We start from the raw sequence: 14170 nt of genomic DNA, 5'->3' as shown, positions 1-14170 counted from the left end.
GGGTGTCTTGGGGGCATCGGTCTTATCTCTCGGCTGCCCGTTGGCATTGTGGGCGAAGACGAATGTCCGGCGAACCCGATCCGGCGTGGAAGTCCGGCCAGGGGGGCGGAAACGGGGATAGGGGCAGGCTCGCCGCCGGCCGAAGCATGACGGGATTGGGGCCCGCGCGCCATGTCGATGAATTCCCTGCTGGGCTTCCTGATAGCCATCGCGCTGTTCATCGGCGCCATTGTCTTCAGCACCGACAATTATCTTATCTTCCTGAGCTTCGAGAGCTTGCTCATCGTCGTCGGGGGGACGCTGGCCGCGACCTTCCTGGGCCAGGAGGCGCGTTATGTCCTGTTGGCGCTGCGCGGCGCGCTCAGCATCTTCAAGCCCTATCGGATGGGGCGGAACATCCTCAACCAAGAGGTCGGCCGGATCATCAAATGGGGCTATCTCGCCCAGCAGAAAGGGGTGGTGGCGCTCGACCAGGAAGCCAAGAAGGTGGAGGGGGACGAGTTCCTCGCCTTCGCGGTCGAACAATTATTGAGCGGCTATAGCGGCGATGAAATTCGCGAAAATCTGTCGCTCGTCGCCGAGACGACGTTCGAGCGCAACATGGTGCCGGCCGGCATCCTGCGTAACATGGGGGGGACGGCGCCGGCCTTCGGCATGATCGGCACGCTGGTCGGGCTGATCATCATGCTGGACGACATGGGGTCCGATCCGACGCAACTCGGCAAGGGGTTGGCGGTCGCGCTCAACACCACCCTCTATGGCGTGATAATCGCGCGGATGATGTTCATTCCGGCCGCCAATAAGCTGACCCAGCGTAACCAGATCCTGCGTTTCCGTCACGAGTTGATCACCGAGGGTATCGCGATGCTGGCCGATCGCAAGAACCCGCGCTACATCCAGGATCGCATGAACAGTTTCCTCGATCCGGCGATCCGCTTCGATATCGACCGCCAGATCAAGAAGTAAACGACAGGGGAGGCGGAAGCCCCGACATGCCCAGACGCCGCAAGCCGCCCGAGGCGGAAGAGGACAGCGAGGACTGGCTCGCCACCTATGCCGACGCGATCACCCTGTTGATGGCGTTCTTCGTGATGCTCGTATCCTTCTCGCGGGTCGAACTGCCTCTGTTCGAGAAGGTACAGGCCGGCATCAAGGAGGAACTCGGCGGACAGGTCGATAGCGAGAAGCCGATTTTCCAGCTTCACTCGAAGGTTCAACGGATCATTCAGGATACGGACGACGTGCCCCCGGAGGCGGTCGATGTCGGCTTCGACGACGAGGGCGTGGTGATCGACTTCGCCAGCGGATCCTTCTTCGAGCCCGGCTCCGCCCGCTTGACCGAACCCGCGAAGCTCGTGCTCGGCAAGGTGAAGCGGGAATTGGAGGTGCCGCCCTATGATCTCTTCTTCATCGATGTCGAAGGGCATACGGACGACGTGCCGATATCGACCGACCGGTTCCCGTCCAACTGGGAACTTTCGGCTTCGCGCGCCGCGGCCGTCGTACGCCATTTCATCGAACGCGGCATGGAGGCGAACCGCCTGAAGGCGGCCGGCTACGCGGATACCAAGCCGAAGGTCCCTAACAAGGATATCATGGAGGAACCGATCCCCGAGAACAGGGCCGTCAACCGGCGCGTTTCCGTGCGTCTCCATCCCTGATCATGGGGCCGGTCATCAAACGGTACGCGGCGCCGGGTCACGGGTGCGTGATTGGACGCCCGCGTACGGTCAAGCCTAGCGTTCCATCTGGCATGGAAAATTGTCGAGTATTTTAATAATATTTCTGGAGATTTGTGGATGATGACCTATAACCGAAAGAATACCGGCAAGGGGAACCCTGACCAAGGGGCGGCCGGTTCTAGGGGGGAACCGGTGCGAATGCTTCGGGTGGGGAACGACGCCGGGAAGACCGAGAGGCGCTGATGGCCTTCAAAGTGAAGTTCTGGGGGGTCCGCGGCTCGATTGCCTGCCCGTCGCCCCGGCATATCGGGTTCGGGGGCAACACTTCCTGCGTCGAGGTGTCCGCGGGAGGGGAGCGAATTATCTTCGATGCCGGGACCGGCATTCGGAATCTGGGGCATTGGATGCTGAAGAAGGGCGCGACGCGCGCCACGCTGATGCTGTCCCATACCCATTGGGATCACATCAACGGCTTTCCCTTCTTCACGCCGGCCTTCATGCCGGACAATCATTTCACCATCATGGCCGGCCATGTCCAGGAAGAGGGCGGCGTGCGCAAGGTCCTCTCCGGCCAGATGGCGCAGCCCTTCTTTCCGGTGCCGTTGGAAGCGATGCGCGGTACGCTGGCCTTCGAGGATTTCGAGGCGGGAGAGAGTTTCGATCTGGGCAATGGCGTGCATGTTCGGACCGCGCCGCTCAACCATCCGAACGGTGCGACCGGCTATCGTATCGAATATCGCGGCAAGGCGATGTGCTATGTCACCGATACCGAGCATGTGCCGGGGCAACCGGACCAGAACATCCTGAGGCTGATCGAGGGCGCGGATCTCGTGATCTATGATTCCACCTATACCGAGGAGGAATTTCCCTCGAAGGTCGGCTGGGGTCATTCGACCTGGGAGGAAGGGGTGCGCCTGTGCCGGGCCGCCAATGTCCGCATGTTGGCGATCTTCCACCACGATCCGACGCACGAGGACGCCTTCATGGAGGAGTTGGAGTTGACCGCGCGCAGGGCCTGGGCCGGCGCGATCGTGGCGCGAGAGAATATGCGGATCAATCTGCTCTGACCGTCGAGCCGACCGATTTAGAGTCTGATGATATCATACGGAACTACCCGAGATCGTTTTCCGGGTTGCCGGCCTCGACGCGGTTCGGGGGGGCGGAGAAACGACCGCAAACGGTGTCTCGAACCCTAGAGGCAAGGGCCCGGCACAGGAAATTTTCCGGTAGAGGTTGCGCGCGAAAGCTGAATTGTTCAATATTTGGTAAGTGAAATAGGGGTGCCAACTGGATATGGCACGTCTTCGGACCGTGGTCTGGAGGCGATGCCTTCGGGCATCGGTGTCATTATTCCGGGAAGCTGGCGATTACTGGGGGCATGCCGGCTTGGGGGACCAGCCTTGATCGTTCGATGTGATGGTTTGTCGGGGCGCATGATGGCGCGCGCAGGGGTGCGTGGAATCATCCTGTGCGTCGCGCGCTCCAGTCTTCTTCTCGGTGCCGTATTGTGCGTGGGCGCGCCGGCGGCCGCGCAATCCCAAACGCAAACGCAAGACCCCGCCGCCGAGGCACGGGAGGAAGTGGAGACGCTCGGTTCCGGCCAGCGCCGGCTCGGCGGCCCGGGTGGCGCGCTGCTCAATCGCGACTGTCCGCCGGTCGTCTATGCGGACATCCTGGCCGCCCCGGACGACCCCGGCCTGAATGCATGCTATGCGGTGCAGCAGATCGGCGATGGCGACCTGACGGGGGCGGCCGCCACGTTGGAGCGGGTGTTGCTTCTGCGTCCCCGGCAGGCCGATATCCGCCTGCTTTATGCGATCGTGCTTTATCGGCTGGATACGCTCGAGGAGGCGCAGGCCGAGTTCCGCGCGGTCCAGCAACTTGATCTGCCGCCGGAGGACGAGGCCCGTATCGCCCGCTATCTGGAGCGTATCGAGAAGCAGTTGCAGCGGACCGTGCAGACCCTCACCGTTTCGATCGGCGGGCATTACGACACCAACCGCAACGCCGCCCCCGGAGGCGAGGAAGTGGATGTCCTGGGTACGACCCTGCCGCTCGCCTCCGACTCGCGCGCGGAGGACGATACGGCCGTTATCGCCAGCGCGCGTTATGATGTGCGCCACGATCTGGGCCTACAGCGAGAGCATTACGCGGTCGGCTCCGTCACCTATTATCAGGACGAGCAGACGGAGCGGGACGAACTCGACCTTCAGGCGGTGTTCCTCGATGGCGGGTTCGCGTTCGACCTGCCGGGCTCGGTCACGGTGACGCCCAAGGCCGAATACGCGACGATGCGCCTCTCGCGCGAGAAATTCTATTCGAGTTACGGCGGCAGCGTGCGCGTGCAGAAGAGTATCCGGCGGGCGGCACGGAAGGCACCGATCGACCTTTGGCTGGAGGTTGGCCGCACGCGCGAGCGTTTCCACAATATCAGCGAGAACCGCTCCCTGACCGGACGCGACGGGTTGCGCACGGACGGCGAGGTCGGCCTCGGCCTCTGGCTGACGCCGCGCCACCGGCTGACTGTCACGGGGGGGCAGAGCTACAAGGATGCGCGCCGCGGCTATCAGAGCTATCGTTTCTGGCGTGGGCGTCTGCGCCATACTTGGTACATGACCGACGGTGCCTTCCTGGATTCGACGGCCAGCTATGGCGTGCGCCTTTATCATGCGGCGGATCCGTTGATCACGCCGGGAAACACGTCGAAACGACGGCGAGAGCATCCGCTGCGACTTCGGATGACCTATGGCCTGCCGGCGACGGTTCTGCTGGAGAAGCTCGGCTATTCCGTGCGGGACGAGACCACGGGCGCGGTCGATGACATTCTCGACGATCTGACCGCCAGCGCTTCGGCGGAGTATCTCTCTCAACAATCCAATATCCGGAATTACGACTACGACAATCTGCGCGGTCAGGTTCTGTTGACCAAGCGCTTCGAATTCTGAGACGGCAGCGGAGGCGAGGCATGGGCATTCGACGGAGCACGCGGCGCATGGGCCGTCCGGCCGCCCTGGCGGTTTGTGCGGGCGTCCTCGCCTTGTCGGGGGGCATATCGGGCGCCGCATCGGACGTGGCCGCGCAGGAGGCCGAGCAGGCCGGTGTCTCCGCCGCCGTGCGCGGCGAGGTACTGCTGGCCCGGACCAGCGCGGTGGGCCGGCAGGTCGAGAGCGGCGATCCCATCTTCCTCGGCGACAGCATCGAGGCGGGGCCGAACGGTAATCTCCAGGTTCTGTTGATGGATGAGAGCGTCCTCACGCTCGGCCCCGGCAGCCGGATCGAAATCGACCGCTTCATCTACAATCCCGCCAGCGACGAGGGCAACATGGCGCTGACATTGGCGCAGGGAACGATGCGCTTCGTTGCGGGCAAGGTCGCTTCCGGCGATCCGCAGGATATGCGGATCAACACGCCGGTCGGCCATATCGGTATCCGTGGTACGATCGGGCTGATCCAGGTCCTGGATAGCGAACAGGCCGGTGAGCAATTCCCGGATCAGATGCCGCGGCAGGGCGGTGGCGGCCCGAACCAGCCTGTCGTCTTCGCGGCGCTGGCGGGGCCGGGCATGCAATCGACGGGTGTTCCCACCGGCTCCTTCACCTTCAGCTCGCCGAACGGGTCGGTCGATCTGAACCGGCCGGGCGGCTCCGTGCTGGCCACGCCGGGTCAGCCCCCGGTTTTCTTCATCGCCCCGCCGGGCGCGATCAACACCCTGAGCCAGCAGGTGACCGGCGGTTCGACCGGTAACCAAGCGGGGCCGTCGGAAGGCGGTCCCCAGGCCGACAACGAATCCGCGCCCACGGGCGACGGGGTGACGACGGGGGCGGTCCAGAATACCGGCGGATCGCCCCAACCGGTTCCGACATTCGTCACCGTTTCGGAGGTGGAGCAAACCGCGACGCGCGGCGACCAGGGTGACTCCACGGCCGATGCCAGCGATATCGCATCGTCCAACGCGACCAGTTCCGCATCGTCCTCGGACGAGGACGGTGACTCGGACGATGAGACCACGGAGGATATGCCGAGCGATCCGCTGCCCGACACCGACGATCCGGCGGAGACCGTCGCGACCTTGCAGGAGGTCATCGCGGCGAACACCGGGTCCGTCGGCGATACCGGGGTTTCGATTACCGGCGCGATTACCGGGTCGCTCGCCTACTATATCGATTTCGGCCAGCGGACCTTCGACTTCCAGGCGAGCGACCTGAACGGGTCCGGTTTGTCGGGAGCGTCGATCGGGGTCGACGGTTTCAGCGCCGCCCTGCCGAACGATACGCGCACGAGCCTTACCATCGGCAATAACGGGGAGGATTTCGCGGCACGTGTTACATCCTGCGATAATTGTTCCCTGAGCGTCGAATTTCCGACGACATCGAGCTTCGATGCGACCGTCACCCACGACGGTGGGTCCGGCACCACGGGACAAACGACCTTTCTGGAGTCCGAATAGCCGAGAGGCCCCCGAAGGACAGGATGTCCACTGGAACGTGTATCCGCGAGAATGCCGGATAGACAAGTTGGGCATTTTCGGTGGATTATGATATTTGATCTCAATCAGGGCCGAGCGCCTGATAACTATTCGTCGTGACCGGGGCAGGCCGGGCGCGACATGGGCCGACGCCATATCGGAGCCGGAATGGCCGTAGACCGTCGCTATACAGAGCGGGAGTCCCCCTCGGATCGTCGCGTGAGCACCGTCGGGAGACGGCATGGCGAGCATATGTTCCATCGGCTCGTCGATCTCGGTATCGCCCTGTCGGCGGAGCGTGACCACGAGAAGCTGATGGAGATGATCCTCCTTGAGGCCAAGGAGATTTACCGGGCCGATGGTGGGACGCTCTATCTGGTGACGGACGACGAGCAGGGCCTGTCCTTCCAGATCATGCGGAACGACAGCCTCGATATCGCCATGGGCGGCACGACCGGTAAGTCGATCCCGTTCCCGCCGGTCCCTCTCTATCGCGACGGCGCGGCGAATATGAACAACGTCGCCTCGGCCGTTTATCACAACCGCGCCCCCAGCAATATCGAGGATGCGTACGAGGAGAAATCCTACGATTTCTCCGGCACGAAGAAATTCGACGAAACCACCGGCTATCGCTCGAAATCCTTCCTGACCGTGCCGATGATCAATACCGAGGGCGAGGTTACGGGCGTCCTGCAGTTGATCAACGCGCGCGACGATGGTGATGGGACCGTGCCGTTCCAGCCCGCCCTGCAGCCGATGATCGAGGCGCTGACCAGTCAGGCGGCCGTCGCGCTCGAGAATCAGTTGCTGATCCAGCAGCAGCGTAAGCTGTGGGATTCGCTGATCGAGATGATCGCGGCCTCGATCGACGACAAGTCACCCTATACCGGCGGTCATTGCCAGCGCGTGCCGGTGATCACCAAGCTTCTGACCCAGGCGGCCTGCGACAGCACGGACGGCATGTTCGCCGAATTCACCCTGAATTCGGACGAGTGGTACGAGTTGCACGTTGCCGCGTGGCTGCATGATTGCGGCAAGGTGACGACGCCGGAATATGTCGTCGACAAGGCGAGCAAGCTGGAGACGATCTATAACCGCATCCATGAGATTCGCACCCGGTTCGAGGTGTTGCGCCGCGACGCGGAAATAGAGTGCCTGAAGGCGAAGCTGGACGGGTCCGATCCGGCGGAGGCCGATCGTGTCTTCGCCCGCAAGGTCGCGGAGCTGGAGGAGGAATACGCCTTCGTCGCCGACGCCAATGTCGGGGGCGAGTTCATGAACGACGCCGATGTCGACCGGTTGAAGGCGATCGGGGGCCGTACCTGGACGCGCCATTTCGACAAGGCGCGCGGCTTGAGCCCGGTGGAGGCCATGCGCGCCAAGGCGAACCCGCCGGCCAAGCCGCCGGTGGAGGAACCGCTGTTGGGCGACCTGCCGGAACATATCGTCGGCAAGTACAATCAGGGTGAACTCTATAATCTCGGCATCCGGCGGGGGACGCTCACGGCGGAGGAGCGGGAGACCATCAACGACCATATCGTGGTCACGCTCAAGATGCTGGAGTCGCTTCCCTTCCCGAAGAAGATGCGGCGGGTGCCCGAATATGCCGGTGGCCATCACGAGAAGATGGACGGGACCGGCTATCCGCGCGGTCTGGTCAAGGAGGACATGTCGATCCCCGCGCGGATCATGGCGATCGCCGATATCTTCGAGGCGCTTACGGCCGCCGACCGCCCCTATAAGAAGGCGAAGACGGTGAGCGAGTCGCTCAAGATCATGTCCTTCATGGTGAAGGACCGGCATATCGACCCGGACCTGTTCGCGCTCTTCCTGCGATCCAACGTCTGGAAGGATTATGCCGACCAGTATCTGGAGCCCTTCCAGATCGATCCGGTCGATATCCACGATTATCTGCCGGCCGCCGAATTGCTGACCGAGAAGGCCGGCTGACTCGTGCGCCGGAAATAATAAGGCGGTTCGAAGGCCGGTCTGGACGCCGGGGCCGCCTCTCCCCATCTGAATAAAGTATTGATGAAGAAGCCGCCCGGCCCGCCGGCGGCGGCGCGTTTTTACCCCCGGCGACCGGCGGGCATGCGGCCGATACTCTGAAGGAGGACGGCCATGACCGATGCGGATGCGCCCACTACCCGAGCAGACGCTCGAATCTCCCCCCAAATCCCTCCACGGCACGAAAGCGACGCCGCCCACACGGAACCCGTCCAGACGGCGGATCGCGCCGTGCCGGTCAACCTTCGGCAAAGCGGGCAGAACGATGTCTCCATGCTGGTCGGGACCCGCGTGCGCAAATCGCCCTTCTGGCATAAGTCGGTGGAGCATGGCGTGCGCGCGGTCACCGTCTACAACAAGATGTATCACCCGCGCCTCTATTTCAGCGAGGAGCAGGGGGGCTTACTCGGCGAATACGATTATCTGACCCGCTTCGTCACGCTGTGGAACGTCGCGGTGGAGCGTCAGATCCGCGTGAAGGGGCCGGATGCGCTCGCCTTCGTCGATCAAGTCGTCACCCGCGCGATGACCGGCGAGAAGGAGTTGGTCCCGGGTAAGGCGCGCTATGTCGTGCTCTGCGATCCGGCCGGGGGCATCGTCAACGATCCGGTCCTGTTGCGTGTCGCGGAGGACGAGTTCTGGTTCTCCATCTCCGATTCAGACGTGCTGTTGTGGTTGCGGGGGCTCAATTACGGCCTCGGCTTCGATGTGACGGTGGATGAGATCGATGTCTCCCCGGTGCAGGTCCAAGGGCCGCTCTCCCGTGAGTTGATGCACGATCTGGTCGGCGCCGCGATCGACGATCTGAAGTTCTACAACCTGATGGAGGCGGAGATCGCCGGCTGCTCCGTCGTGATCTCCCGCACCGGATTCTCGGCCGAAATCGGCTATGAAATCTATCTGCGCGAGGCCAGCTACCATGCCGATGCCTTGTGGGATGCGATCGTGGCGGCGGGGCTGCCGTATCATCTGAAGGTCGTCGCGCCCGGCCATATCCGACGGATCGAGGCCGGTATCCTTTCCTATGGGCAGGACATGGATCTGGAGACGAATCCCTATGAGGTCGGGCTCGGCTGGCAGGTCGATCTCGATAAGCCGAGTTTCATCGGCAGGGACGCGCTGAGCCGGATCGAGGCCGAGGGTGTCACGCGACGGCTCGCGGGGCTCACCTTCGGCGGCCGGCCGATCACTTGGTACAATGCCGATTTCTGGATCGTGCGCGATGCCGAGGCCCGCCGGCCGGTCGGCTACGTCACCAGTGCCTTCTGGTCGCCCAAGCTCTCCTGCAACATCGCGCTGGCCATGCTGCCGGTCGAGCAGGCGGAGGAGGGCCGGGCGCTCACCATCGACCGCCCGGGAGAGCCGGAGCCGGTCGTGGCGCAGGTGGCGCCCGTCCCCTTCTTCGATCCGGAGCGCACGCTCTCCAAGGCGGCATGAGGCGGCGCGCCACGAGGCGGCATCCCGAAGCATGCCGCCTCGTAGGAGCGGTTCGCTTGGGGGCACTCAGCCGATTCGCCCGCCGCCCCGCTTGGTCACCATGACGACCGACGGGCGCGGCGGCATGCCGTCCTGGAAATCGGGCCAGCGGGTCGCGGGGTCGTCGAAGCTCGAAGGGCGGTCGAATTCCGCCCATTTCGAGACCCCGGCGTCGGCCGGGTGCTGCACCGCGAGGAACAGCGTCTCGCCGTCCGCGGTGAAGACAGGTCCACACATTTCCGCCCCGACGGGACAGCGGAAGAAGTGCCGGCCACTGCCGCGCGCGGGGCCTTCCGTATCCATCGCCCACAGCCCGTCGCAGCGGTTCGAATGGCTGCCCGGCCGGTTGCCGTCCGTCGAGACCCAGAGGCGTCCGCCGGGATCGACGGCGGCATTGTCGGGGGCCGTGAACCACCCGTTCGCGGTCGTCCCGGGTCCCCATTGCGCGCCGACATCGCCCTTCGGATCGCCGCAGAGCACGAGCATGTCCCATGTCATCTCGCGCGCGGCATGATCGCCATGGGGCGCGGCGATCTCCACGATATGGCCATAGCCGTTCTCGGCACGCGGATTGGCGGCGTTGCGTTGGTCGGCCGCGCGCTTGGTGTTGTTGGTCAGCATGACATAGACCCGGCCGGTCACGGGGTTAGGCTGAACATCCTCCGGCCGGTCCATCGGCGTGGCGCCGAGCGCGTCGGCGGCGAGCCGCGTGTCGATCATCACATCCGCCTGGCTGGCGAAACCGTTCTCCACCGTTAGTGGTCCCGTGCCGTGGACCAGCGGCATCCAGACGATCGTGCCGTCCGCCTCGAACCGCGCGACGCTGAGTTCGCCCGAATCCAGGATATCCCGGTTCGCGGCCGGGTTATCGGGGTCGACCACCTTATCAGACACGAAGCGGTAGACATAGTCGAAGCGCTGATCGTCGCCCATATAGACGACGACGCGCCCGTCGCCGTTGAGGATTGTCTCCGCGCCCTCATGCTTGAAACGGCCGAGCGCGGTGCGCTTCACCGGCGTGGAGGTCGGGTCCTTCGGATCGACCTCCACGATCCAGCCGAAGCGATGCGGCTCGTTCGGCTCCCGAGCGATATCGAAGCGCGTATCGAAGCGCCCCCAGGCATACCACCCGCCCGGCACGCCGTAACGCTTGAGCGAGGCGGCGTGCGGATGGGCCGCCAGCGCGGCGTCGTCGCCCTGGAAATAGCCGTGGAAGTTCTCTTCCGCCATCAGATAGGTGCCCCAGGGGGTGATGCCGCCGGCGCAGTTGTTGAAGGTGCCCAGCACCAAGGTTCCGGTCGGGTCGGCGGCGGTCCTGAGCCGCGCGTGCCCGGCGGCCGGGCCGCCGACGCGCATCGGTGTGTCGGCGGTAATGCGGCGGTTATAGGCGCCGCCGGGCACCACGACCAATTTGCCGGTGGCGCCCCGGCGGATTTCCACCACGCTTGCCCCGTGCGCGGCCTTCTCGATGGCGACGAGGTCGGCCGTCATGTCCTTGAAATCGACCGCCTCCTGATCGCCGAGGCCGGGGAACATCAATTCCTCGTTGGTGTATTCGTGGTTGACGCAGAGCAACGCCCGATCATCCGACAACGGCACGATTCCGACGAAGTCGTTATTATAGCCGAACTGCCGCGACTGGGCCTCGGCGTTCTGGTTCATCGGGTCGAAGGCGGGCGCGTCCGAGGTCACGGGGTCGCCCCAGCGGATCAGGATATCGGCGTCATAGCCGGGGGCGACATGATGGGTCGCGTCGATGCCGGCCTCGATCTCCTCGAAGGTGAAGCCGCTGGCGGAGGAATCGGCCTTGGCGGCGGGCCCCGTGAAGGGCACCAGGCCCGTCGCGCCGAGCGCCGCCGCTGCGGCGAGGCCGCCCTTCATCACCGCCCGGCGGTTCAGCACCGCCGCGAAGCGCGGTGCGTCGGAGGGGTTGCTGGGCAGGTCGTCGGCGGCCTCCATCCTGCGGTCGCGGGAAAGATGGCGAAGGGCATGTCGATACCGCGCTTGCATGTCGGTCATGGCGTGTTGGGGCTCCGTTCATTCGTCGGATGGGGCGGCCCGTGACGCCGGATGCTGTCGTCCGGTTCCTTCGCATGGGGCGCGCATGCCGCCAGGTTACGCGTGGGCGTTGACACGGCCTTGACCGATGCATGACGGGGCGATGACCGCTGATGCCGGCCGCCGATGCCGCCGCCATGCGGGTTTGATCCGACGGGGCGTGGCACACGTATCCTTCAATGACGATCCGACATTCTCGATGGCTGTCACGGAAGGCGGATGACATGACCTTGCTCTCCCGACGGAAGGCTTGCGGTTTCCTGGGCGGTGGCATGCTGGCCGTCGGTGTCCTCGCGCGCGGTGGAACGGCCGCCGCTTCCGGTGGGGCGACCGGCGACCGGGTTCTCGATTTCAAGGTATTGCGCGACGGCGACGAGATCGGACGCCACCGCCTGGAAATCCGGCATGAGGGCGCGCGCACGCTGGTCGATATCGACATCGATCTGGAGGTCGGGATCGGCCCGCTCGTCCTCTACCGCTATGTGCATCGCAACCGCGAGATTTGGGAGGACGGCCGCTTCCTGCGTTTCGAGAGTCGGACGGACGATGACGGCGACAGCTATCGAGTCACGGCGGAACGCACGGGCGACGATATCCTGGTCGACCGCAAGCCCGCCGGGGATTATCGCATCGACCGGACGGACATCCTGCCGACGACCTATTGGAACGAGGCGACGGTCCGTCAGCATGTCCTGCTCGACACCCAGAAGGGACGCCGCATGGATGTGTCGGTCGAGGATCTGGGGTGGGATCGCGTCGAAGCCGGGGGCGAGAGCCTGCGCGCCCGGAAATATGCCCTGACGGGCGATCTGCGCCTCACCCTCTGGTATGACGAGACCGGCCGGTGGGTGAAGCTCGTCTTTCCCTTCAAGGGCTCGACCTTCGAATATGTCATGCGCTGAGCCTGGCGGCGGGGTCGGCGACGGCCCCACGCTGCGCCTTGTCCTTGGCGATCAGGCGAGCCGCTCGCTCTCCGCCCTGTCCGATATCGATCAGGCGCGTGACACGGTCCTGATGGCCGAGGTCGCGGCGGAGGCGACCTATGTCCCGCACCATCCGAAGAAGATCGCCTTCCTCTTCGCCGTGATGCGCCACTTCGCGGCGGAGTTGGAGGCGGAAGGGATCGCGGTGCGCTATATCCGCCTCGATGATCCCGACAATAGCGGGACCATCGGCGGCGAGGTCGCCCGCGCGCTCGCGGCGACGGGCGCCCGCCGGGTCGTCTGCACGCAGTGCGGGGAATATCGTCTGGATCGCGCGATGCGCGGCTGGGCGGCGGAAATCGGCGTGCCCGTGGATATCCGGGAGGATGACCGGTTCCTGTGCGCCCGCGCATGGTTCCGCGATTGGGCGGCGGGGCGCAAGCAGGTCCGGATGGAGCATTTCTATCGCGAGATGCGGCGCGCCACCGGCCTATTGATGGATGCATCCGGCAAGCCCGAAGGCGGGCAATGGAATTTCGACAAGGATAACCGCAAGCCGCCCGACGATCGGCTGGGCGGTGGTGGAGCGGGCGGCGGGCTGTTCGGTCCGCCGGCCGTGCCGTCATTCGCGCCGGATGCGACGACGCGCGCGGTGTTGGATTTGGTGGAGGCGCGTTTCGCCCATCATTTCGGCGATCTGCATCCCTTCGATTACGCGGTGACGCGCGCGGATGCGGAAACCGCCCTCGACCGCTTCATCGCGGAGCGACTGCCGCTCTTCGGCGATTATCAGGACGCGATGACGGCCGGGTCGGATCACCTCTATCATTCGGTGATCGCGCTCTATCTGAATGCCGGGCTGCTCGACCCCTTGGGGGTATGCCGCGCGGCGGAGCGCGCCTATCGCGAGGGCGCGGCCCCCCTCAACGCGGTGGAGGGCTTCATCCGCCAGATCATCGGGTGGCGCGAATATGTGCGCGGTATCTATTGGCTGCGCATGCCCGACTATGCCGAGACCAATCATTTCGGGGCGGTGCGCGATCTGCCGGATTTCTATTGGACGGCGGAGACCGACATGGCCTGCATCGCCCATGTGGTGGACGAGACCCGGCGCCTCGCCTACGCCCATCATATCCAACGGCTGATGGTGACGGGGACCTTCGCGCTGCTGGCCGGGATCGATCCGAAGCAGGTTTGCGCCTGGTATCTGGCCGTCTATGCCGATGCCTATGAATGGGTGGAATTGCCGAACACGCACGGCATGGCGCTGCATGCGGATGGCGGCTTGATGGCCTCCAAGCCCTATGCCGCCAGCGGCAAGTATATCGACCGGATGTCCACCTATTGCCGCGATTGCCGCTATGACGTGAAGCGGCGCGACGGGCCCGATGCCTGCCCCTTCAACTATCTCTATTGGGATTTCCTGATGCGGCACGCGGACCGGTTGGGGGACAATCCCCGCATGGCCATGCCGCTCAAGACGCTGGCCCGCATGGGCGACGATACGAAGCGCGCGATCCGGGAGGATGCGCGCCGGTTCCTCGAAACGCTGAATTGAA

The 14170-nt window shown here is 64.5% G+C and carries 10 protein-coding genes; 9 read left to right on the top strand and 1 reads right to left on the bottom strand.

Going from position 1 to position 14170, the window contains the following annotated elements:
• Positions 1-171 precede the first annotated feature (171 nt).
• The 7 genes from KAJ83_RS09360 (at position 172) to KAJ83_RS09330 (ending at position 9591) form a co-directional block, all read left to right on the top strand.
• Entirely contained in the window at positions 172-966 is a 795-nt protein-coding gene (locus KAJ83_RS09360) for a motility protein A (protein WP_210681805.1), read from the top strand.
• A gap of 26 nt (positions 967-992) precedes the next feature.
• Positions 993-1661, top strand: a complete 669-nt coding sequence (locus KAJ83_RS09355; RefSeq protein WP_210681804.1) for an OmpA/MotB family protein — start codon at positions 993-995, stop codon at positions 1659-1661.
• A 263-nt stretch (positions 1662-1924) separates the two neighbouring features.
• Entirely contained in the window at positions 1925-2749 is an 825-nt protein-coding gene (locus KAJ83_RS09350) for an MBL fold metallo-hydrolase (protein ID WP_210681803.1), read from the top strand.
• 366 nt (positions 2750-3115) lie between these two features.
• On the top strand, positions 3116-4627 hold the full coding sequence (locus KAJ83_RS09345; RefSeq protein WP_210681802.1) for a tetratricopeptide repeat protein: 1512 nt from the start codon (positions 3116-3118) through the stop codon (positions 4625-4627).
• Positions 4628-4674: 47 nt separating this feature from the next.
• Positions 4675-6129 (top strand): FecR family protein, encoded by a 1455-nt coding sequence (locus KAJ83_RS09340; protein WP_210681801.1) that lies wholly within the window; start codon positions 4675-4677, stop codon positions 6127-6129.
• A gap of 237 nt (positions 6130-6366) precedes the next feature.
• Complete coding sequence (locus tag KAJ83_RS09335) at positions 6367-8097, top strand: HD domain-containing phosphohydrolase (RefSeq protein ID WP_343221977.1); 1731 nt, start codon at positions 6367-6369, stop codon at positions 8095-8097.
• Between the two features lie 288 nt (positions 8098-8385).
• Positions 8386-9591, top strand: a complete 1206-nt coding sequence (locus tag KAJ83_RS09330; protein ID WP_210681799.1) for a glycine cleavage T C-terminal barrel domain-containing protein — start codon at positions 8386-8388, stop codon at positions 9589-9591.
• 66 nt (positions 9592-9657) lie between these two features.
• Here KAJ83_RS09330 and KAJ83_RS09325 read toward each other — a convergent pair whose 3' ends face one another.
• Positions 9658-11649, bottom strand: coding sequence for a PhoX family protein (locus KAJ83_RS09325; RefSeq protein ID WP_246484425.1), 1992 nt, complete (start codon positions 11647-11649; stop codon positions 9658-9660).
• 263 nt (positions 11650-11912) lie between these two features.
• On the opposite strand from KAJ83_RS09325, the gene KAJ83_RS09320 reads away from it, so the two are divergent.
• Positions 11913-12590: a DUF6134 family protein gene (locus KAJ83_RS09320; RefSeq protein ID WP_210681798.1), complete on the top strand. Its 678-nt coding sequence runs from the start codon at positions 11913-11915 to the stop codon at positions 12588-12590.
• On the top strand, positions 12577-14169 hold the full coding sequence (locus KAJ83_RS09315; RefSeq protein WP_210681797.1) for a cryptochrome/photolyase family protein: 1593 nt from the start codon (positions 12577-12579) through the stop codon (positions 14167-14169). Before KAJ83_RS09320 ends, KAJ83_RS09315 begins: the two co-directional genes overlap by 14 nt.
• Position 14170: the final 1 nt, after the last annotated feature.

The sequence above is a fragment of the Marivibrio halodurans genome (assembly GCF_017963645.1).
Taxonomy (GTDB): Bacteria; Pseudomonadota; Alphaproteobacteria; order UBA8366; family Aestuariispiraceae; genus Marivibrio; species Marivibrio halodurans.
This window is presented reverse-complemented; position numbering and strand designations above follow the sequence as displayed.